Raw genomic sequence first — 22,084 nt, 5'->3', positions numbered from 1 at the left:
TCCAGGGTCGCCATTCGTGGCGACCACACAGCGCTAAAGCGGCAAAACTCGTGCATGAGCTTGCCGTTTTTTTGGAACTTGATAAATGAGCAATCGTCTTGAAGAGGTGCTGAAGCTGGCCGCCACCGAGCCTGCGCACCGTCCGGAATTCTTTCAACTGCTGCTGGAATCTGACATTTGGGTGCCGGGTGAAAGTCCTGCAGAGCAGTTCGATGCCACCTCACCTGTGGAATTACAGCATTGGGAAAAAGAGGGCGGCGGCAGTGTTATCCCGTTCTTCACCTCAGAAGAAGCAATGGGGGAAGCGATTAAAGAAGAGCAACCTTACCTGCGCCTGCCCGCGCGCACGCTGTTCGAAATGACCCTGGGTGAGAGCCTATTCCTCAATCCTAAGCTGCCCGCCGGCAAAGAGTTTTCACCGGGTGAGATTGCCCATTTGATCGGTGAAGAGGGCAGTGCGCTGAGTCAGCAAACGGTACTGGAAGGGGGCCATGCGCTGCTTCTGTCGGAAGTGGCTGAACCACCCGCACAGATGATTGATTCACTGACGCAGCTGTTTGCCAAGTATAAACAGGTACGTCGTGCTTATATTGCCAGCATTCGTGAGAGCGCAACGGAAGAACCCAATTTGCTGATCGGTATCGAAGCGGATAGCAATATCGAGGAGATCATTCAGGCGGCAGGCAGCGTGGCAACCGATACGCTGGCAGATGATGCACCGATTGATATCTGTGAAGTGGTGAGCGAGGAGAAAGGTGTCAGCCATTTCTTTACCGCGCACATCACGCCTTTTTATGAACGTCGCTGGGGGAGTTTCCTGCGCGACTTCAAAGGCAGCCAGCGGATTATTTAAACATCGCTTGTAGCGGTGCGATATCTTGCGAATCTGTCAGCCAAAATGCGGCTGCAGAAACGCGCGACATCGCGCCGCTAACCTTCATTGTCATGCTCAAAAGATTGCTCTGCTAGCTCCTCTTGATTGCCATGCTCAAAAGTTTACTCTGCTAGCTCCCCCTTGATTGTCATGCTCAGAAGTTTGTTTTGCTAGTTGCCCTTCCTTGCTCTGCTTAGCAGCCCAATCGTCTGGCTAAACATTACTTCTCAATCGGTAAATCGTCGCGGCTGCCCCATTCGCCCCATGAGCCGTCATACAGCGTGACGTCACGCACGCCCAGCGACGTTAGCGCCAGAATCACCACCACCGCCGTCACACCTGAACCACAGCTGGCGACAATGGGCTGATCCAGTTTAATACCTGCTTTTTCAAACAAATCGCGGAGTTCAGCCGCTGGTTTCAGTTCGCCGTTTACCACCAGATTGTTCCACGGCATATTCAGGCTATTCGGGATATGTCCGCGCAGCAGACCGGGGCGAGGCTCATCCACTTCAGCATTGAAGCGATTGGCGGCACGGGCATCAACGATTTGTGCGCCGCCTTCGTGGCTGATCAACAACACATCGGTCAGACGCTTCACCAGACCCTGGTCGTAATGGGCTTCAAACTCGCCTTCCAGCAGATTAACCGGACCCGGTGCCACATCAAAACCTGCCGCTTTCCAGCCCTGCAAACCGCCCGCCAGAATCGACACATTGACGCAGCCAAAGGCGCGTAGCATCCACCATGCACGGGGCGCGGAGAACAGATTGCCCTCGTCATACACCACCAGATGTTTATCCTGATTGACCCCCAATTCGCGCATCGCCACGGCAAAAGCTTCCGGGCGCGGCATCATATGTGGATATGCGCTGGTGTGATCGGACAAGCCTTCGATATTGAAGAACGGCGCATCCGGTAAATGCCCTGCCAGATATTCCGCCTGAATATCGCGAACCGCTTCCTGACCTGGCGGCAACATGCGCGCATCTAAAACCTGCAACGTTTCATCGGTGTAATGCTCTTTTAACCAATCGGCAGAGACAAACAGGGGAGCTGTCATCGCAACAACCTCTTCTCAATCATCAGAAAACGGAAAGACCCAGTGTCCGGGAATGTGAACGCTATCTCAAGGGTATCGTTGCTAAAGTGAGTAGGTTGATGTGAAATTGCGCAGCACACTACTTTTAACCTTTTGGGGCTGGTGAGGGACTTACCATGGTAAAACGTGTTGATCGACTGCTGCTCAGCGTGCTGTTCGGCGGGATACTTTTAGGCGGCACATTGCTGCCGGTGCAGGCGGTTGATGCGCCAGCGGTACAACGCGCGCCACAAGCGCTTTCCGTTATTGATCTCTCAGAGTTGCAACTGGATGGCGCTGCGGCGTTAGTGTTGACCTTCAACACCGCTATCGATAACAAGCAGGACTTCAACGCGCTAATCCACATCAGCGATGAAAAAAGCGGCAAAGTGGATGGCGGTTGGGAGCTGGCGCAAAACGGCAAGGCGCTGCGCTTCCGTCATCCTGAACCTGCGCGCAAGCTGACCATCTCAATTGATTCAGACCTGAAAGCCGCCGATGGTCGCACCTTAGGCAGCCCTTTCAGCCAGACACTTACCACCCGCGATATCCAGCCGATGGTGGGCTTCGCCAGCCGTGGATCGCTGCTGCCGCTGCGCCTGACGCAGGGATTGCCGGTGCTGGCGCTTAATGTGAACAACATTGATGTTGATTTTTTCCGGGTAAAAAGTGCCGCCCTGGCCGATTTTCTCGCCCAGTGGAATTACGGCAATAATCTGTCGTACTGGGAATCACGCGACCTGCTAAAAAATGCCGATCTGGTCTACAGCGGACGTTTTGATCTCAATCCGGGCCGCAACACGCGTGAGAAGATGCAGTTGCCGCTCGGCGACGTTGATGCGCTTAAACAGCCTGGTGTTTATCTGGCGGTGATGAAACAGGCCGGCACTTATAACTACACTCAACCGGCAACCCTGTTCACGCTCAGTGACATTGGTTTATCACTGCACAGCTTTCCGGATCAACTGGAACTCTTTACGCAAAGTCTCGCCAATGGCGCACCGCTGGAAGATGTTAACGTGCGACTGCTGGACGAGAAAGGCCAGCAGCTGGCGAGTGGCGCCAGTGACAGCAATGGCCATCTGCGCCTGCCAGCTAACACCAAAGGCAAACTGTTGCTGGTAACGCAGAAAGGGCAAACCTCGCTGATCGATCTCAATCGCCCGGCGCTGGATCTGGCCGAATTCCCGATTGATGGTCCGCAGGGTTACGATAAACAGTTCTTCCTGTTCGGTCCGCGCGATCTCTATCGCCCTGGTGAAACGGTCATCGTTAATGCGCTGCTGCGTGATGCCAATGGCAAGCCGTTGCCGTCACAACCGGTCAAAGCCGAAGTGGTGCAACCCAATGGTGAAGTCACCCAGACCTTCGTATGGCAGCCAGAAAATGGGGTATACCAGCAGCGCTTTGCTCTTCCGGCTTCAGCCATGACCGGTGAATGGACGCTGCGCATCAACAGCGGTGATAACCAGCCGCGCAGCTGGTCGTTCCACGTAGAAGATTTTCTGCCTGAACGCATGGCGCTGGCGCTAAGCAACAGCGCGCAGCCCGTGAAACCTGATGCAGCAGTGACCTTTGATGTTGAGGGTCGTTATCTGTATGGCGCACCGGCCGCCGGCAATGAGTTGCAAGGTCAGCTGTTCCTGCGCCCGGCGCGTGAAGCCGTGGCAGCGCTGCCCGGCTATCAATTTGGCGATATCACTGAAGAACTAAAACGCAGTCTCGATGACGTTGATGACAAGCTGGATGAGAGCGGCAAACTGCAGTTAAACGTGGAAAGCAGCTGGGCAGAAAGTCACTCGCCGCTCAACCTCATCCTGCAAGCCAGCCTGCTGGAAACGGGGGGCCGTCCGGTGACACGCCGCGCGACCCAATCGATCTGGCCCGCGCCCGCGCTGCCGGGGATTCGTCCGCTGTTCAATAGCGAATCGGTGTATGACTATCGCACCGATCGTTATCGTGACGAACCCACCGTACCGGAGAACGGTCTCGCGGAGTTCGATGTGGTGTATGCCAACCCGCAAGGTGAGAAGCTGGCTGCACAGGATCTGGATGTGCGTCTGATTCACGAACGTCGTGACTATTACTGGAGCTTCTCGGACAGCGAAGGTTGGCAGTCACGCTATGACCAAAAGGATCTGCAGGAAGATGAGCAGCGGATCAACATTGCGGCTGGGGGCAGCCAGAAAATCAGCTTCCCGGTGGAGTGGGGTACTTATCGTCTGGAAGTGCATGCGGGTGAGAATATCATTAGCAGCGTGCGCTTTAATGCAGGTTACTGGTGGCAGGACAACACTGATGGCACCGGTGCGTTACGTCCCGATCAGGTCAAACTGAAAATTGATAAAAGCGCCTACCAACCGGGTGATACCGCAAAAGTGCAGGTGGAATCACCGGCTGCCGGTAAAGGCTATCTGATGGTGGAGTCCAGCAGCGGCACGCTGTGGTGGCAGCCGCTCGACGTTCCTGCCGGTGGCACGACCATTGATGTTCCGATTAATGAGAGCTGGAAGCGTCACGATCTCTATCTCAGCGCCATCGTGGTGCGTGACGGCGATAAAGCCAACGGCACCACGCCGAAAAGGGCGGTGGGGCTGCTGCATTTGCCGATGGCGACCGAAGCGCGACGTCTCAATCTGGCGATGGATGCGCCTGAAAAAATCCGCCCTGAGCAGACGATAAAAGTGAAGGTGAAAGCCAGCCGTGAAGGCGGTGAGTTGCCTAAGCAGGTTCAGGTCTTGCTGTCAGCGGTCGACAGTGGCGTGTTGAGCATCACTGATTACCCAACGCCGGATCCGTGGGACGCCTTCTTTGGCCGTAAGCGTTACAACGCCGATCAATATGATGTGTATGGTCAGTTGATCGAAGGCGGCGGCAAGCTGGCGGCACTACGTTTCGGTGGTGATGGCGACGATGCCGATGCATTGTCGCGCGGCGGTAAAAAGCCGGTCACCGATGTGCAGATCGTTGCACAACAACTGCAGCCAGTCACGCTGGATGCCAATGGTGAAGGCACGATCGAACTCCCCATTCCGGCCTTTAATGGCGAGTTACGCTTGATGGCGCAAGTGTGGAGTGCAGACAGCTTCGGCTCAGCAGAACGCAAAATGGTGGTGGCCGCGCCGCTCATCAGTGAACTGGCGACGCCGCGCTTTATGGCCAGCGGTGACCAGTCGACGCTGGCGCTGGATCTCACCAACCTGACCGATCAGCCGCAGACGTTAAAAGTCGATGTAACCACACAGGGGCTGATCGCCCTGAACGGCACTGTCACTTCCAGCGTGCAACTGGCGAAGGGCGCGCGCACGACCTTACCAATCCCGGTTAAAGCGCAGGGTGCCTTTGGTGAGGGGGCAGTGCAGGTCAAGGTCTCAGGTATGAGTCTGCCGGGTGAGACGCTGGCGTCGAGCGAGCGTAAATGGACTATCGGCGTGCGTCCGGCTTATCCTGCCCAAACCCTGAGTTTCGACAACGTGATGCAAACTGGCCAAAGCTGGCAGGTGGTGGCAAGTGCCTTTAACGGTCTGCAAAAGGATACGCTGACGGGACAGTTGTCGCTGAGTAATCGTCCACCTCTGAATATCGCCAGCTTTATCAGTCAGCTGTATGCCTATCCTTATGGCTGTCTGGAGCAGACCGCCAGTGGCATCTGGCCATCGGTGTTCACCAACAAAGCGCAGCTGGATGCGCTGGGTATCAAAACCAGCACCGATGAGGCTCGCCGGGCATCGATTGCCACGGGTATTGCGCGCCTGGCGGGTATGCAGCGCGGCAATGGCAGCTTTGGTTTGTGGAGTAAAGAGAGTCAGGAAGAGTTCTGGCTGACAGCTTACGTCACCGATTTCCTGCTGCGTGCTAACGAAGCCGGTTACAGCGTGCCGGAAGGGGTAATCGGCCGTGCCGATGAGCGCTTGCTACGTTATCTGCAGGATCCGGCGCAAATCGAAACCAGCTGGAGCAGCGATGCTGATGGATTGCGCTTCAGTGTGCAGGCTTATGCGGGTCTGGTTTTGGCACGTCAGCAGCAGGCGCCGCTCGGTGCGTTGCGTGCGCTGTATGAAAAGCGTGAGCAGGCGAAGTCTGGCCTGGCGCTGGTGCAGTTGGGAGTGGCGCTGAAGCTCATGGGCGATCAGCAGCGTGCGCAGTCAGCGCTGGCGCAGGGCATCGGGCTTGAGCGCAAACCCAACAACTGGTTAGGCGATTACGGCAGCCCGGTGCGTGACCGTGCGCTGATTCTCGCACTCCTCACAGAAAATCAGTTGCTGCCCGATATGCAGGGGCCGCTGTTGATTGATTTGGCAAAAGCGGTACATGGGCAGCGCTGGTTCTCCACCCAGGAAAACAATGCGCTGTTCCTCGCTGCACGTACCTTGCAGCAGCACAAAGGTGAACAATGGCAGGCCACGCTTCAGGGAAGAGGCGAGCCGCTGAGCAGCAATCAGACGCTCAATATGGGCATCAGCGAAGATCAGCTGCGACAGGGCTTGCTGGTGAAGAGCGACAATGCCTCACCGCTGTACGGCACGCTCAATGTCGTGGGCTATCCGCAAACGGCACCGTCGCCGATCAGCAACGTGCTGAAGATCACCCGTGAGTTTTTCACCCTGGACGGTAAGCCTGCCGACCTCACCAACCTGAAAAGTGGTGAATTGCTGGTGGTGCGATTGAAAGTGGCGGCCAGCGAGCGGGTCAGTGATGCGCTGGTGGTGGATCTGCTGCCTGCAGGGCTGGAACTGGAAAACCAGAACCTGAGCGACAGCAGCGCCAGCCTGGGCGACAGTGCTGATGCGCTGAAGGAGAGCATGATGGATATGCAGCAGGCCAACATCAAACACATCGAGTTCCGCGATGATCGCTTTGTCGCCGCACTGGCGCTGGATGGCTACACGCCGGGCACGCTGCTATATCTGGCGCGAGCCGTGACGCCGGGCAGCTATCGCCTGCCGCCACCGCAGGTTGAATCGATGTATGTGCCAGAGTGGCGCGCGATTGGCACCACGCCGGAAAAATTAAATGTGCGCTAAGCGGTAATGAAAAAAGGTTACGCACGGAAGCGGTGGCGCTGGCTGCCGCTTTTTTTACTGCTGATGCTCGTCGGTATAGGGCTACTGAATCGACTCGATCCCCTGCCGTTGCAGGAAGTGCAACCTGCGCGCGTGGTGGTCGCTGAGGATGGCACGCCGCTATGGCGTTTTGCCGACAAGCAAGGCATCTGGCGCTATCCGGTGACGCTTGAAGAGGTTTCGCCCGAGTATATTCAGGCGCTGCTGACTTACGAAGACCGTTGGTTCTGGCACCATCCCGGTATCAATCCGATGGCGATTGTGCGTGCCATCGGGCAAAACCTGCTGCATCACGGCATCGTCTCAGGTGGCAGTACGCTGACCATGCAGGTAGCGCGGTTGATCGATCCACAACCGCGTACGCTGCGTGGCAAGGTGGTGCAGGCCTGGCGAGCGCTACAGCTGGAGTGGCACTTATCCAAGCGCGATATTCTCACACTCTATCTCAATCGTGCGCCATTTGGCGCCACGGTGGAAGGCATTGGCGCAGCAAGCTGGATGTGGCTGGGCAAGCCGCCGTCTCAGCTCACCAAAGGTGAGGCCGCGTTGCTCGCCGTGCTGCCACAGGCACCGAGCCGTCTGCGCCCGGATCGCTGGCCGCAACGTGCGGAAGTGGCGCGCAATAAAGTGCTGGATCGACTGGCAGAGTATCAGGTGTGGTCAGCGCAGGATGTAGCGGAGATCAAACAGGAAGCGGTGTGGCTACCGCCGCGTCAGGTTCCACAAATGGCACCGTTGCTGGCGCGTCGCCTGTTGTCGCTCTCACCCGACAACAAAATTCGTTCGACCATTGATGTGTCGCTGCAGCGCGAGCTGGAAAGTCTGGCGTCATCGCTAAAAAACCAGCTGCCACCGCGCACCTCGCTGGCGTTGCTGGTGGTGGATCACCGCAGCATGAAAGTGCGCGGCTATGTAGGATCAGTGTCCTTCGATGACGACAGTCGCTTTGGGCATGTCGATATGATCTCCAGCGTGCGATCCCCCGGATCGGTGTTGAAACCTTTTGTTTACGGCATGGCGCTGGATGAGGGGCTGATCCACGGTGAATCACTGCTGCAGGATGTGCCACGCCGTTTTGGTGATTATCGTCCCGGTAATTTTGACGCCGGTTTTCACGGCCCGGTAAGTGCCAGCGAGGCGCTGGAGCGTTCACTGAATTTACCTGCAGTCCAACTTCTGGATGCGCTTGGCCCGAAAACGGTGGCGGCGCGTCTGCGTAACGTTGGATTGAATCTGCGCTTTCCGGCAGGGGCCGAACCCAATCTTTCACTGGTGCTCGGCGGCACGGGTGCGCGGCTGGATGAGATTGTCGCGGCATATAGCGCTTTTGCCCGTCAGGGGAGTGCCGCGCAGCTGCGCTGGCTGCCCAATCAGCCATTGCTAGAGCGGCCACTGCTTTCGCCGGGCGCAGCCTGGATTGTGCGGCGCATTCTGGCTGGAGAAGCTCAGCCATCGGGCGCCGTTCCGGATATTGCACCGCTGGCCTGGAAAACCGGCACCAGTTATGGCTACCGCGATGCGTGGACGATTGGCATTACGCCCCGCTATTTAATCGGCGTGTGGGTTGGCAGACCGGATGCCACACCGGTTGCCGGTCAGTTTGGTTTTGCCTCTGCGGTACCGGTGATGAACCAGGTCAATAATCTGCTGGCGGGGCATATGTCAGTGCGCGGTGCGCCGCGCGATCCGCGGCCGGATTCAGTCAGCGCCATGAGCATTTGCTGGCCCGGAGGCCAACCCTTGCCAGTGGGTGACGATAACTGTCGCCAGCGTCGCCAGAGCTGGATACTGAACCGAACTGTGCCACCCACACTGCTGGCACCCGGTCAGGAAGGTGTGAATGGTTTACGTCAACGTTATTGGGTCAACCTTCAGGGCTTACGTGTGGCGGCAGATTGCCCCGGCGCACAGAGCCAGGAGAGTCTGATGTGGCCACTGCCGCTGGAACCCTGGCTGCCGCTGTCCGAGCGCCGCGAGCAGCGCCTGCCGCCGGTCGATTCTCGCTGCCCACCCTTAAATCAGGGCAGCGCGCCACCGCTCTTAATCACGGGGGTGATAGAGGGGCAACGCGTGCAGCCGTTGCCGGGCAAAGTGGTCTTGGTGCTGCCGGTTGCCGTACAGGGCGGAAGGGGATCGCAGCGCTGGTGGTTTTTGAACGGGCAGCCGGTCGAACAGCAAGCGGGGCAAAACAGTGCGGCGCTGGTCCTCAGTGAACCGGGCCAGTATCAACTGGTGGTCATGGATGAATCGGGTCAACTGGCATCCGTCTCATTTATTCGGGGTTAAATAGCCGCGTATGCCAGATTCTGTGCGTGTTCGCCCCGACAAAAATCAATTATTTTCGATAATTCCACCAATCGGCAATAGGCAACGCCCGATGATGTCCCTATAATCGGCGCGTTTTCTTACCGGGAGCGAGTTCCCGGTTTCTTCAGGATGCTAACTAGAGGTCATCATGGCAATCGAACGTACTTTCTCAATCGTTAAACCAAACGCCGTCGCTAAGAACGTGATTGGTGCTATCTACAACCGTTTTGAAAGCGCAGGCTTCAAAATCGTTGGCGCGAAAATGCTGCACCTGACCAAAGAGCAGGCTGAAGGTTTCTACGCTGAGCACAAAGGCCGTCCATTCTTCGATGGTCTGGTTGAGTTCATGACTTCTGGTCCCGTTGTTGTTTCTGTTCTGGAAGGCGAAAACGCCGTTCAGCGTCACCGTGACCTGATGGGTGCAACCAACCCAGACAACGCGCTGGCCGGTACTCTGCGTGCTGACTACGCTGACAGCTTCACCGAGAACGCGACCCACGGTTCTGACTCAGCTGAATCTGCTGCACGCGAAATCGCTTACTTCTTCGCTGAAAACGAAGTTTGCCCACGCACTCGCTAAGTGCGTTGCTGCCGATGCGGATAAACGTCTTTACACCTTTTCAACATCGGTAAAGTCGTTCCCCTGGCATCATGCAGCAGATGTAGTACAATAATGCGCCCTTGTTGAGCCTGTCTCAGCGAGGGCGCTGTTTTTTTCCTATTCTTAACCAGAGCCGTAACGTGTAACAACGAGGCCAGAGAACATTATGTCCGAACAGATTGTGACGCCGTCGTCCGCTTCCCCCGTGGTTGTTTCCCCAAAAAACGAAAAAATTAACCTGCTGGATCTTAACCGTCAGCAGATGCGCGAATTCTTTTTAGAGATGGGTGAAAAGCCGTTCCGCGCCGATCAGGTCATGAAGTGGATGTACCACTACTGCTGCGATGATTTCGAGCAGATGACTGACATCAACAAAGTGCTGCGTGGCAAATTGATGCAACGCGCTGAAATCCGTGCGCCGGAAGTGGCGGAAGAGATGCGTTCCAGCGATGGCACCATCAAGTGGGCGATTCGCGTGGGCGATCAGCTGGTCGAAACCGTGTATATCCCGGAAGCTGACCGTGCAACACTGTGCGTCTCCTCACAGGTAGGCTGTGCGCTGGAGTGCAAATTCTGTTCGACTGCGCAGCAGGGCTTCAACCGTAACCTGCGCGTTTCCGAAATCATTGGTCAGGTATGGCGCGCGGCGAAAATTATCGGCGCGGCGAAAATTACCGGCCAGCGTCCGATCACCAACGTGGTGATGATGGGCATGGGCGAGCCATTGCTCAACCTCAACAACGTGGTACCAGCGATGGACATCATGCTGGACGACTTCGGTTTTGGTTTGTCTAAACGTCGCGTGACGCTGTCAACCTCGGGTGTCGTGCCGGCGCTGGATAAACTGGGCGATATGATCGACGTGGCGCTGGCGATTTCACTGCATGCGCCAAACGATGCTATCCGTGACGAAATTGTGCCGATCAACAAAAAGTACAACATCGAAACTTTCCTCGGTGCGGTTAAACGTTACATCGGCAAGTCAAACGCCAATCAGGGCCGCGTGACCATTGAGTATGTGATGCTGGATCACATCAATGACAGCACCGACAATGCGCACGAGCTGGCTGCACTGCTGAAAGAGACGCCGTGCAAAATTAACCTGATTCCATGGAACCCGTTCCCAGGCGCGCCTTATGGCCGTAGCTCAAATAGCCGTATCGATCGCTTCTCCAAAGTGCTGATGGATTACGGTTTTACCACCATTGTGCGTAAAACGCGTGGCGATGATATTGATGCGGCTTGTGGTCAGTTAGCGGGTGATGTTATCGACCGTACCAAGCGCACCTTGCGTAAGAAGATGGCCGGTGAAGCCATCTCTGTGAAGGCGCTCTGAAACACAGTGCCTGGTGATACCCACCAGGCGTAAGCCATGCCAGTCTCTCCGCTCGATGTCAGAGGGAGAGACTGAAATGCACAAAGGATTATCGGCAGTAGTGTTGGCGGGCTTTGTTGTAACCGGTTGTGTCAACCCGCCGGTTCAGCAAGGTGCTGCAGATATCAGGCTACAGCTAGGGTTGCACTACCTGGCAGTGAAAGATTTTGCTGCAGCACAGCGTAATTTATTACGTGCTGAGCGGGCAGCACCGCGAGATTATCGTGTGCCGTTGGCGCTTGCACGGCTGGCACAGGCGCAGCAGAATAGCGCGCAGACCCATTGGCACTACCAACGCGCCCAGCAGTTAGCGCCAGCGAATGGCTACATCGCTAACAATTACGGTGCGTTTCTTTGCGGTTTAAGGCAGTATGGCGAAGCGCATCAACAGTTTAAGCTGGCGATGGCTGCACAGGAAATCGAAGCTCGTCAGGATGCATTTCTGTTTTCGGGCTATTGTTACCTGCAGGCTGGAGAGAGTGCCTCAGCGCGCGAGTCTTTGAGCAACGCGCTGATTGCCGCACCGGAGCAGGGCAGTCAACTGCTTTTGGAAGTGGAAAGGCGGCTTGAACAGCAGGATCGCATGGCGGTTCCGCTGCTATTAGAAGTGTACCACCAGCGTTTGCCCGCAACGGCAGAGAGCCAGTGGTTACAAATACGTTTCGCCGCGCAACAGGGAAACGCTGCTGACGTTACACGTTATGGCGACCGGTTGGCGCGAAGTTTTCCACAATCGATACAGTACCAGCGTTATTTAGCTAATGAATACTGAAGCCACTCAAGAGAATTCTGCAGTACATTCCACAGGTGAACGCCTGCGTCTGGCCCGTGAGCAGATGGGGCTGACTCAGCAAAATGTCGCTGAACGCCTGTGCCTGAAACTTTCTACCGTACGAGACATTGAAGAAGATAAGTCGCCAGCTGATTTAGCTTCGACGTTCTTGCGCGGTTACATTCGTTCTTATGCTCGTCTGGTGCATGTGCCGGAAGATGACCTGTTGCCGATGATGGCGAAGCAGGCTCCCGTGCGCGCGGCCAAAATTGAGCCAATGCAGAGCTTCTCGTTAGGTAAGCGCCGTAAAAAGCGTGATGGCTGGTTGATGATTTTCACCTGGTTGGTGATTTTTGTCGTCATCGGTCTGACCGGCGCGTGGTGGTGGCAAAATCATAAAGCCTCGCAGGCCGATCTGGTCTCAATGGCTGACCAGAATGGCAGCAGCAACGATAACAGTCAGTCTATTCCGCTGGGTGAAAACAGCACTGACAGCGCGACTGACAGTGATACCAATGCCGCGGGTACGCCGGTGGATAACGGTGCCGGTGCGGTTGCGACACCGAGTACCAGCAACAACGCGGCTTCGGCAGCCAACACCACTGCGCCTGCGACCAGCAGCGATAACGCCGTGGTTTCACCGAGCCAGGCACCGATCGATAACGCACCGCCAGCGGCCACCTCTCCGGCACCTGCCAACAGTGTTCCGGCCGGCCAAATGCCGACCAGCAACGCGGCGGTCAGTCAGCCTGCGGGCGACCCAAATGCGGTTGTGATGAATTTCAAAGCCGATTGCTGGCTGGAAGTCACCGACGCCACTGGCAAGAAGCTGTTCAGCGGATTGCAACGTAGCGGCGGTAAGCTCAGCTTGTCCGGAACGGCTCCGTATCGTCTGAAAATTGGCGCACCGAGTGCGGTTGACGTGCAATATCAGAATCAGCCCGTTGATTTAAGTCGTTTTATCCGTAATAACCAGGTTGCCCGTCTGACGCTGGGTGCGCAATAACGCGCAGCGCGCTTTCCGGGTAATTGTGGAGAGAGAATATGCATAACGAAGCACCCATTATCCGTCGCAAATCAACACGGATTTACGTCGGCAAGGTGCCGGTTGGTGATGGCGCGCCCATTGCCGTTCAGTCAATGACCAACACCCGCACCACGGATGTGGACGCCACGGTTAACCAGATTCGCCAGCTTGAGCGTGTCGGTGTCGATATCGTGCGCGTCTCTGTTCCAACCATGGATGCGGCGGAAGCGTTCAAACTGATTAAGCAACAGGTCAATGTGCCGCTGGTGGCGGACATTCATTTTGACTATCGTATCGCACTGAAAGTCGCCGAATATGGCGTCGATTGCCTGCGCATCAACCCCGGCAATATCGGTAACAATGAGCGTATCCGCCAGGTAGTGGATTGTGCCCGCCATTACAACATTCCTATTCGTATCGGCGTGAATGCCGGTTCACTGGAAAAAGATCTGCAGGAAAAATACGGTGAGCCAACGCCACAGGCGCTGCTCGAATCCGCGATGCGCCATGTTGATCACCTTGATCGCCTCAACTTTGATCAGTTCAAAGTGAGTGTAAAAGCCTCTGACGTATTCCTTGCCGTTGAATCCTATCGTCTGCTGGCAAAAGCTATCGATCAGCCACTGCATCTCGGTATTACCGAAGCGGGTGGCGCGCGCGCCGGTTCAGTAAAATCAGCGATCGGCCTGGGCTTGCTGCTGGCGGAAGGGATCGGCGATACGCTGCGCATCTCTTTGGCGGCGGATCCGGTGGAAGAAGTCAAGGTCGGTTACGACATTCTGAAATCGCTGCGCATTCGCTCTCGCGGCATTAACTTTATTGCCTGCCCAACCTGTTCACGTCAGGAATTTGATGTGATCGGCACGGTGAATGCGCTGGAAGAACGTCTCGAAGACATCATCACGCCAATGGATATCTCGATTATTGGTTGTGTGGTGAACGGTCCTGGCGAAGCTACGGTTTCGACCATGGGCGTGACCGGCGGCAGCCGCAAAAGTGGTTTCTATGAAGACGGCGTGCGCCAGCGCGATCGCCTCGATAACGACAACATGATCGACCAGCTGGAAGCACGTATTCGTGCCAAGGCCAGCATGCTGGATGAAAGCCGCCGCATTAACGTGCAGCAGCTGGAAAAATAAAGGACGGTGCGCGCCCGCCGCGCGCCAGTTTGTGATTGAACCTGTGCGGTTTCATCCTCATAAGGTATGATGCCGGACAGGTTTTTTTGTATTAAGAGATTCTAACGTGGCGAAGAATATTCAAGCGATCCGTGGGATGAACGACTACCTGCCGGCGGACACCGCGATTTGGCAGCGTATTGAGGGCACCCTGAAGCAGGTGCTGGCCAGTTATGGCTTTAGTGAAATCCGTTTGCCGATTGTAGAGCAGACCCCGCTGTTTAAACGCGCTATCGGTGAAGTCACCGATGTGGTTGAAAAAGAGATGTACACCTTTGACGACCGCAACGGTGAAAGTCTGACCCTGCGTCCGGAAGGCACGGCAGGCTGTGTGCGCGCCGGTATTGAGCATGGTCTGCTGTACAATCAGGAACAGCGTCTGTGGTACATCGGTCCGATGTTCCGCTATGAGCGTCCGCAGAAAGGCCGTTACCGCCAGTTCCATCAGATTGGTGCGGAAGTGTTTGGTCTGCAAGGCCCGGACATCGATGCTGAACTGATTATGATGACCGCGCGCTGGTGGAAAGCGTTAGGTATCGCTGAACACGTGAGTCTCGAACTCAACTCTATTGGTTCACTGGAAGCACGCGCAAACTACCGCGATGCGCTGGTGGCCTTCCTTGAGCAGCATAAAGACAAACTGGATGAAGATTGCAAACGTCGTATGTATAGCAATCCGTTGCGTGTACTCGACAGCAAAAATCCTGACATCCAGCTGTTGCTGAACGATGCGCCGACGCTGAATGAATATCTCGATGAAGACTCACGCGCGCACTTCGACGGGCTGTGCAGCCTGCTGAATGACGCGGGTATTGCTTACACCGTGAACCAGCGTCTGGTGCGTGGCCTCGATTACTACAACCGCACCGTGTTCGAGTGGGTGACCAACAGCTTAGGTTCACAGGGCACCGTCTGTGCCGGTGGACGCTACGATGGTCTGGTTGAACAGCTGGGTGGTCGCGCTACGCCAGCGGTCGGTTTTGCCATGGGTCTTGAGCGTTTGGTATTGCTGGTTCAAGCGGTTAATCCAGAATTTGAACCGACGCGCATTGTTGATGTCTATGTTATCGCTTCGGGGCAGGGCGTCCAGTCCGCCGCGATGCAACTGGCGGAAAAACTGCGTGATGCAGATCCGGCACTGAAGCTGATGACCAACTTCGGTGGTGGTAACTTCAAGAAGCAGTTTGGCCGTGCAGACAAGTGGGGCGCACGCATTGCGCTGGTGCTGGGCGAAGACGAAGTGAAAGCGGGCCAGGTGGTGATTAAAAACCTGAGCACTGGCGATCAACAAACCGTTGCCCAAAGCGAAGCCGCTGCGACATTGCGCACGCTGCTGCAGTAAACGCAGCACTGCAACAGCCATTTAAAGGAGAGGGATTGCGTGGAAGTTTACAGCAACGAAAACGAACAGGTTGACGCACTGCGTCAGTTCTTTGCGAATAACGGCAAAGCGCTGGCTGTGGGTGTGATCATCGGCATTGCTGCACTGGGTGGCTGGCGTTTCTGGACCAGTCATCAGGATGGTGCGGATAAAGCTGCGTCGGCACAGTATCAACAACTGACCACCGCGATGCAGGCGGACAAGCCGCAAACGCTGGAAGCGGTTGCCGCCTTTGCCAATGAAAATAACAACACTTATGGCGCACTGGCTTCGCTCGATTTAGCGAAACAGTACGTTGAAGCGAATCAGTTAGATAAAGCCATTACGCTGCTTCAGAGCGGGCTGAAAGATACCAAAGATGCCAACCTGCAGGCGGTGATTAACCTGCGTCTGGCGCGCATTCAACTGCAGCAAAATCAGGCCGATGCCGCACTTTCAACCCTTAACAATGTTAAGGGTGATGGCTGGACAGCCATTATTGCGGACATTCGTGGCGAAGCACTGCTGAGCAAAGGCGACAAGCAGGGCGCACGTGATGCCTGGAGCAAAGGTGCTGAATCGCAGGCCTCTCCTGCGTTGAAGCAAATGCTGCAGATGAAGATGAATAACTTAAGTTAAGCCAGTCAAGAGAGCGCACATGGAATTACGTAAATACCTGCTGCCAGGGCTGATTTCAGTCACTCTGCTCAGCGGTTGCTCGCTGTTCAGCGGCGAAGAAGATGTAGTAAAAATGGCTCCGCTGCCGAAAGTGGAAAACCAGTTTACGCCACAGACTGCCTGGAGCACCTCTGTGGGTGATGGCGTTGGCGATTTCTATTCCAATCTGCATCCGGCCTGGCAGGACGGCACCGTCTATGCGGCCGACCGCTTTGGCGTAGTAAAAGCCCTGGATGCCAGCAACGGTAAAGAGAAATGGAAAGTCGATCTCTCTGAGAAAACCGGCTTCTTCTCGAAAAACATCTCAGCTCTTCTCTCTGGCGGCATCACCGCTACCAGCGATCGCATCTATATCGGCAGCGAGCGCGGCCAGGTCTTTGCACTGAACAATAGCGATGGCAGCATCGCCTGGCAGACGAAAGTCGCCGGTGAAGCGTTGTCGCGTCCAGTCGTGAGCGATGGCCTGGTGCTGATCCACACCAGCAACGGTATGTTGCAGGGGCTGGACCAGAGCACTGGCGCGATCAAGTGGAGCGTGAACCTCGATATGCCTGCGCTGTCACTGCGCGGTGAATCTGCGCCGACCGTGGCATTCGGTGGTGCGATTGTCGGTGGTGACAATGGCCGCGTGAGCGCAGTGATCATGAACCAGGGGCAGTTGATTTGGCAGCAGCGTATTTCGCAGCCAAGCGGCGCAACAGAGATTGATCGTCTGAGCGATGTGGATACGACGCCAGTTGTGGTTAACGGTGTGATCTACGCGCTGGCTTACAACGGCAATCTGACCGCGCTGGAACTGCGTTCAGGCCAGATTCTGTGGAAACGCGAAATCGGCGGCGTGAAAGACATGGTGGTTGATGCGGGTCGTATTTACCTGGTCGATCAGGATGACCGTGTGATTGCCCTCAATGCCGACGGTGGCGTGGCCATCTGGCGTCAGAGCGATCTGCTGCATCGCAACCTGACTTCACCAGCGCTGTTTAACGGTTATCTGGTGGTCGGCGATAGCGAAGGCTATGTGCACTGGATCAACACCCTGGACGGGCGCTTTGTTGCGCAGCAGAAACTGGACAGCGATGGCTTCCAGACTGACCCGGTGGTTGCGGGTGACAAGCTGCTGATCCAGGCGAAGGGCGGCGAAGTTTACGCCATCACTCGTTAAGATTAGGCTTTGCAGGAACCGGCTTCCTGCTCGCTAATACGGCTCCTGATTCGTCAGGGGCCGTTTCGTTTTTAGTCAGGCATGGTATTCTTAGCGCCTTCAGCCTGACGCCTTCTGGCAAATGTCGTTATAATCACGCCATTCGGGCGATTTATTTTTAAAACTGAGGCAAGTGTTATGGTACCTGTGGTCGCGCTGGTTGGGCGTCCCAATGTGGGAAAATCTACGCTATTTAACCGCTTAACGCGCACTCGTGATGCGCTGGTAGCGGATTTTCCTGGACTGACTCGCGATCGCAAATATGGTCGCGCCGAAGTGGAAGGGCGCGAATTCATTGTTATTGATACCGGCGGTATTGATGGCACCGAGGAAGGCGTCGAAAACCGCATGGCAGAACAATCGCTGCTGGCGATTGAAGAAGCGGATGTGGTGCTGTTCCTGGTGGATGCGCGTGCGGGTGTGATGCCGGCCGATCAACAGATCGCCAATCACCTGCGTTCGCGCGAAAAAGCCACCTTCCTGGTGGCGAACAAAACTGACGGTCTCGATCCTGATGCCGCCGTGCTGGATTTCTATGCGCTGGGCTTGGGTGACATTCATCCGATTGCGGCTTCGCACGGTCGCGGTGTGAACAACCTGCTTGAAGCTGCGTTGCTGCCATGGATGGAAGAAGCCGTTCCAGAAGTGGAGTTGACGGAAGAAGAAGAAAACGCCGCTTATTGGGCCGCGTTAGAAGAAGAAGAGGACGAGAAGGCGCTGGCGGAAGAGGAAGAAGAAAACTTCGACCCGACCACATTGCCGATCAAACTGGCTATCGTTGGCCGTCCTAACGTCGGCAAGTCAACGCTGACTAACCGCATCCTGGGTGAAGACCGCGTCGTGGTCTTCGACATGCCGGGCACCACGCGTGACAGCATCTACATTCCAATGGAACGTGACGAGCGCGAGTATGTGTTGATTGATACCGCTGGTGTGCGTAAACGCGGAAAAATCACCGAAACCGTAGAGAAATTCTCTGTCATCAAAACGCTGCAGGCCATTGAAGATGCCAACGTGGTGATGCTGGTGATTGATGCACGTGAAGGCATTTCCGATCAGGATCTCTCATTGCTCGGCTTTATCCTGAACAGCGGTCGTTCATTGGTGATCGTGGTCAACAAGTGGGATGGCATGACGCAGGAAGCGCGTGATGAAGTGAAAGAGATGCTGGACTTCCGTCTTGGCTTTATCGATTTCGCGCGCATTCACTTTATCTCGGCGCTGCACGGCAGTGGCGTAGGTAACCTGTTCGAATCCGTGACCGAAGCTTACGACTGTTCGACCAAACGTGTCGGCACCGCTATGCTGACGCGCATCATGACTATGGCTTCTGACGACCATCAGCCGCCGCTGGTGCGTGGTCGCCGCGTGAAGCTGAAGTATGCCCATGCTGGTGGTTACAACCCACCGATCGTGGTGATTCACGGTAATCAGGTGAAGGATCTGCCCGATTCCTACAAACGTTACCTGATGAACTACTTCCGTCGTTCACTCAACGTAATGGGTACACCGATTCGCATTCAGTTTAAAGAAGGCGACAACCCGTACGCGGGCAAACGTAACCTGCTGACACCGACGCAGCAGCGCAAACGCCAGCGACTGATGTCGCATCTGAAGAAGAACAAGCGTTAATCTGATGAGGGCCCTGATGGGGCCCTTTTTTTTGCCCCCACCGCACGATTCCAGCGATATATCCCACTCTGACTTCTTCTTAACATCAAAAATTACACTTTGATTCAGCCTCATATTTATTAATAACTTATGACTGGTTTTGTAGCAAAAATGCTATTGCCCAGTAACTCCTTCGTTATGGATGTTCACTTTCTAATGAACCAGGTGGTACAATCCTGCCGCCTTGTAGCGAGAATCGCTCTCACCTGCGATGTGTCCTTGCTCACAAGCGCCGAATTACGGGCATTGCACCCGTACCAATAGATATAAAATAAAGCGTAACGGATTGGTTCCTGTCCCCCATCGTTGGCAGGAGCATTGTCACCGGCTACAGCCTGTTAGCCGGCACCAGCGCGTTATTTTTTCAGGAGAGTTTTTGTTATGGCAGAAAATTCCGCTCGTCCCTCCAAAGGGTTGAGTATCTGGTCTGTATTGTTCGGGCTGGTCCTGCTGGCTGTCGGTCTGTTCTTCGCGATCGGCGGTGGCAAGTTGGTCGCTCTGGGCGGCAGCTGGTACTTCCTCATTTCCGGTATTGTGATGTTGCTGTCGGCGATTCAGTTCTTCCGCCGCAAATCATCCGCCGTGACCCTGTTTATTCTGGTCTTCGTTGGCACCCTGATTTGGGCGCTGTTCGATGCGGGCTTCCATTTCTGGCAGTTGGTTTCACGCCTGATGGTACCTGCGGGCCTGATGCTGCTGGCCTTCCTGACCTGGCCAGCGCTGCGTAAACGCGAAGGCAAAAACCCTCTGGCCAAAGTTTCTTATGTGCTCTCAGCGGTCATCGCTGTCGGCATGGTGGTCACTTTCGTGCAGATGTTCCAGCCGCACCCAACCGTCGCGTTCGACGGCAAACAGCTGCCGCTGATTCCTGTCGACAAGTCTAAGCCACAGCAAGACTGGAGCAGCTACGGCCGTACGCCTGAAGGTGACCGTTTTGCGGCGATCGACCAGATCACCCGTGACAACGTCAAAGATCTCCAGGTTGCCTGGACCTTCCACACTGGCGATACCCCAATCAGCCCAACCGGTAACGGCGCGGAAGATCAGGAAACCCCGCTGCAGGTGGGCAACACCCTGTACCTTTGCACCCCACACAACAACGTGATTGCGGTGGCAGCGGATACCGGTAAGCAGATCTGGAAGCGTGAAATCAACGCACAGGCTGAAGTGTGGAACCGCTGCCGTGGTCTGGCGTATTTCGATGCGACCAAACCGGTACAGCAGCCAAGCCAGCCGGGCTCAACACCGGTTCTTGCGCCAGTGCTGGCGGCAGGTGATACCTGTCAGCGTCGTATTCTGATGAACACCATCGATGCGCGTTTGATCGCTATCAATGCAGACAACGGTGAGTTCTGTGAAAACTTCGGCGACCACGGTGTGGTTGACCTGAAAAAAGGTCTGGGTAAAGCGCCCGATCCGCAGTATCAGTTGACGTCTGCACCACAGCTGGCCGGTACCACCGTGGTGGTTGGCGGTCGTGTGGCAGATAACGTCCAGACCGATATGCCTGGTGGCGTTCTGCGCGGCTTTGACGTCATTACTGGTCAGATGCGTTGGGCGTTTGACCCAGGCAATGATGACCCGAATGCCATCCTGATGCCGGGCAAAGACTACACCCGTAGTACCCCGAACTCATGGGCACCGATGTCATACGATCCGGCAATGAACACCGTGTTCCTGCCGATGGGTAGCTCGTCGGTGGATCTGTGGGGTGCGAATCGTACCAAACTGGATCACACCTACGGCGCATCAATTCTGGCGCTGGACGCGACTACCGGTAAGCAAAAATGGGTTTATCAGACCGTACATAACGATCTGTGGGACTTCGACCTGCCAATGCAGCCGAGCCTGGTCGACTTCCCAATGAAGGATGGCACCACTAAGCCTGCCGTCGTTATCGGTGCAAAAACCGGTATGATTTGGGTGTTGGACCGTCTGACCGGCAAGCCTTTGACGAAAGTTGAAGAGCAGCCAATGCCGCAGGGTCACATCCCGAACGAGCAGTACACCAAAACACAGCCGCACTCAGTGGAAATGCCAAACATTGGCAATCAGAAACTGACCGAGTCTGACATGTGGGGTGCAACGCCGTTCGATCAGCTGGTGTGCCGTATTGCCTTCAAAGGCATGCGTTACGATGGCCTGTTCACCGTTCCGGATACTGACAAGTCACTCAGCTTCCCAGGTTCACTGGGTGGTATGAACTGGGGCAGCATCTCGTTTGACCCGAACAACCAGTACATGTTCGTCAACGACATGCGTCTGGGCCTGTGGGTGCAGATGATTCCTCAGGACACCAGCAAAGATGCAGCCAGCAATGGCGGTGAAGCGATCAACACGGGTATGGGCGCCGTTCCGCTGAAAGGCACCCCTTACGCTGTTAACAAAAACCGCTTCATGTCTCCGCTGGGCATTCCGTGCCAGGCGCCGCCGTTCGGTACCTTGTCAGCCATCGACATGAAAACCCGTCAGATCGTATGGCAGGTGCCAGTCGGTACCGTGCAGGATACCGGTCCATTCGGTATTAAGATGCGTGCACAAATGCCAATCGGCATGCCAACGCTGGGTGGCACCTTAGCAACTCAGGGTGGCCTGGTGTTCATCGCCGGTACGCAGGATTACTATCTGCGCGCTTTCGATAGCTCAACCGGTAAAGAAGTGTGGAAAGCACGCCTGCCAGTCGGCAGTCAGGGCGGCCCAATCAGCTATGTTTCGCCGAAGAATGGCAAACAGTACATCCTGATCTCCGCAGGTGGCGCTCGTCAGTCACCAGACCGTGGTGATTACGTGATTGCTTACGCGCTGCCAGACAGCAAGTAAGCCTCAGTAAGAAGAAAGGCCGACATCATGATGTCGGCCTTTTTTTATTAACCTTCCGTGGCGTACTTCACTCCTT

The 22,084-nt window shown here is 55.6% G+C and carries 14 protein-coding genes; 13 read left to right on the top strand and 1 reads right to left on the bottom strand.

All coding sequences use genetic code 11. The features are described from left to right. Positions 1-85 precede the first annotated feature (85 nt). The gene (sseB, locus tag IAE30_RS23580; protein WP_045814924.1) at positions 86-853 is read left to right on the top strand and encodes an enhanced serine sensitivity protein SseB; all 768 of its coding nucleotides are present in this window, start codon (positions 86-88) and stop codon (positions 851-853) included. A gap of 241 nt (positions 854-1,094) precedes the next feature. Here sseB and sseA read toward each other — a convergent pair whose 3' ends face one another. Then, positions 1,095-1,937: a 3-mercaptopyruvate sulfurtransferase gene (gene sseA / locus IAE30_RS23575; RefSeq protein ID WP_200681107.1), complete on the bottom strand. Its 843-nt coding sequence runs from the start codon at positions 1,935-1,937 to the stop codon at positions 1,095-1,097. A gap of 155 nt (positions 1,938-2,092) precedes the next feature. Between sseA and IAE30_RS23570 the strand changes: the two genes are divergently transcribed. The 12 genes from IAE30_RS23570 (at position 2,093) to IAE30_RS23515 (ending at position 22,008) form a co-directional block, all read left to right on the top strand. Then, a complete protein-coding gene (locus IAE30_RS23570; RefSeq protein ID WP_200681106.1) occupies positions 2,093-6,979 on the top strand; it encodes an alpha-2-macroglobulin in 4,887 nt (1,628 codons plus the stop codon). A 6-nt stretch (positions 6,980-6,985) separates the two neighbouring features. Further along, positions 6,986-9,304, top strand: coding sequence for a peptidoglycan glycosyltransferase PbpC (gene pbpC, locus IAE30_RS23565; RefSeq protein WP_200681105.1), 2,319 nt, complete (start codon positions 6,986-6,988; stop codon positions 9,302-9,304). Between the two features lie 169 nt (positions 9,305-9,473). Continuing rightward, positions 9,474-9,905 (top strand): nucleoside-diphosphate kinase, encoded by a 432-nt coding sequence (gene ndk, locus IAE30_RS23560; RefSeq protein WP_007884899.1) that lies wholly within the window; start codon positions 9,474-9,476, stop codon positions 9,903-9,905. A 187-nt stretch (positions 9,906-10,092) separates the two neighbouring features. Next, on the top strand, positions 10,093-11,262 hold the full coding sequence (locus IAE30_RS23555; RefSeq protein ID WP_038645409.1) for a bifunctional tRNA (adenosine(37)-C2)-methyltransferase TrmG/ribosomal RNA large subunit methyltransferase RlmN: 1,170 nt from the start codon (positions 10,093-10,095) through the stop codon (positions 11,260-11,262). A 76-nt stretch (positions 11,263-11,338) separates the two neighbouring features. Continuing rightward, positions 11,339-12,073: a type IV pilus biogenesis/stability protein PilW gene (gene pilW / locus IAE30_RS23550; RefSeq protein ID WP_045814919.1), complete on the top strand. Its 735-nt coding sequence runs from the start codon at positions 11,339-11,341 to the stop codon at positions 12,071-12,073. Next, positions 12,063-13,079, top strand: coding sequence for a cytoskeleton protein RodZ (rodZ, locus tag IAE30_RS23545; protein ID WP_045814918.1), 1,017 nt, complete (start codon positions 12,063-12,065; stop codon positions 13,077-13,079). Before pilW ends, rodZ begins: the two co-directional genes overlap by 11 nt. 38 nt (positions 13,080-13,117) lie before the next feature. Further along, entirely contained in the window at positions 13,118-14,239 is a 1,122-nt protein-coding gene (ispG, locus tag IAE30_RS23540) for a flavodoxin-dependent (E)-4-hydroxy-3-methylbut-2-enyl-diphosphate synthase (protein WP_034825671.1), read from the top strand. 106 nt (positions 14,240-14,345) lie between these two features. Beyond that, entirely contained in the window at positions 14,346-15,620 is a 1,275-nt protein-coding gene (hisS, locus tag IAE30_RS23535; RefSeq protein ID WP_038645415.1) for a histidine--tRNA ligase, read from the top strand. Between the two features lie 39 nt (positions 15,621-15,659). Continuing rightward, complete coding sequence (locus IAE30_RS23530; protein WP_045814917.1) at positions 15,660-16,277, top strand: YfgM family protein; 618 nt, start codon at positions 15,660-15,662, stop codon at positions 16,275-16,277. 19 nt (positions 16,278-16,296) lie between these two features. Further along, entirely contained in the window at positions 16,297-17,478 is a 1,182-nt protein-coding gene (bamB, locus tag IAE30_RS23525; RefSeq protein ID WP_038645419.1) for an outer membrane protein assembly factor BamB, read from the top strand. Between the two features lie 177 nt (positions 17,479-17,655). Further along, positions 17,656-19,149 (top strand): ribosome biogenesis GTPase Der, encoded by a 1,494-nt coding sequence (der, locus tag IAE30_RS23520; RefSeq protein WP_034825679.1) that lies wholly within the window; start codon positions 17,656-17,658, stop codon positions 19,147-19,149. A 420-nt stretch (positions 19,150-19,569) separates the two neighbouring features. Next, positions 19,570-22,008 (top strand): glucose/quinate/shikimate family membrane-bound PQQ-dependent dehydrogenase, encoded by a 2,439-nt coding sequence (locus tag IAE30_RS23515; protein WP_200538091.1) that lies wholly within the window; start codon positions 19,570-19,572, stop codon positions 22,006-22,008. Positions 22,009-22,084 lie beyond the last annotated feature (76 nt).

Origin of the sequence: Pantoea sp. S61 (assembly GCF_016625145.1) — a bacterium.
Lineage (GTDB): Bacteria > Pseudomonadota > Gammaproteobacteria > Enterobacterales > Enterobacteriaceae > Pantoea > Pantoea rwandensis_B.
The sequence above is the reverse complement of the archived record's forward strand: the minus strand, read 5'-3'. Positions and strand labels throughout refer to the sequence as shown.

Excerpts from the sequence above, each read along its gene's own strand:
- der (WP_034825679.1), top strand. The coding sequence starts at position 17,656 with ATGGTACCTGTGGTCGCGCTGGTTGGGCGTCCCAATGTGGGAAAATCT.
- sseA (WP_200681107.1), bottom strand. The coding sequence starts at position 1,937 with ATGACAGCTCCCCTGTTTGTCTCTGCCGATTGGTTAAAAGAGCATTAC.
- rodZ (WP_045814918.1), top strand. The coding sequence starts at position 12,063 with ATGAATACTGAAGCCACTCAAGAGAATTCTGCAGTACATTCCACAGGT.
- IAE30_RS23555 (WP_038645409.1), top strand. The coding sequence starts at position 10,093 with ATGTCCGAACAGATTGTGACGCCGTCGTCCGCTTCCCCCGTGGTTGTT.
- ndk (WP_007884899.1), top strand. The coding sequence starts at position 9,474 with ATGGCAATCGAACGTACTTTCTCAATCGTTAAACCAAACGCCGTCGCT.
- bamB (WP_038645419.1), top strand. The coding sequence starts at position 16,297 with ATGGAATTACGTAAATACCTGCTGCCAGGGCTGATTTCAGTCACTCTG.
- pilW (WP_045814919.1), top strand. The coding sequence starts at position 11,339 with ATGCACAAAGGATTATCGGCAGTAGTGTTGGCGGGCTTTGTTGTAACC.
- pbpC (WP_200681105.1), top strand. The coding sequence starts at position 6,986 with ATGAAAAAAGGTTACGCACGGAAGCGGTGGCGCTGGCTGCCGCTTTTT.
- IAE30_RS23515 (WP_200538091.1), top strand. The coding sequence starts at position 19,570 with ATGGCAGAAAATTCCGCTCGTCCCTCCAAAGGGTTGAGTATCTGGTCT.
- IAE30_RS23570 (WP_200681106.1), top strand. The coding sequence starts at position 2,093 with ATGGTAAAACGTGTTGATCGACTGCTGCTCAGCGTGCTGTTCGGCGGG.
- ispG (WP_034825671.1), top strand. The coding sequence starts at position 13,118 with ATGCATAACGAAGCACCCATTATCCGTCGCAAATCAACACGGATTTAC.
- sseB (WP_045814924.1), top strand. The coding sequence starts at position 86 with ATGAGCAATCGTCTTGAAGAGGTGCTGAAGCTGGCCGCCACCGAGCCT.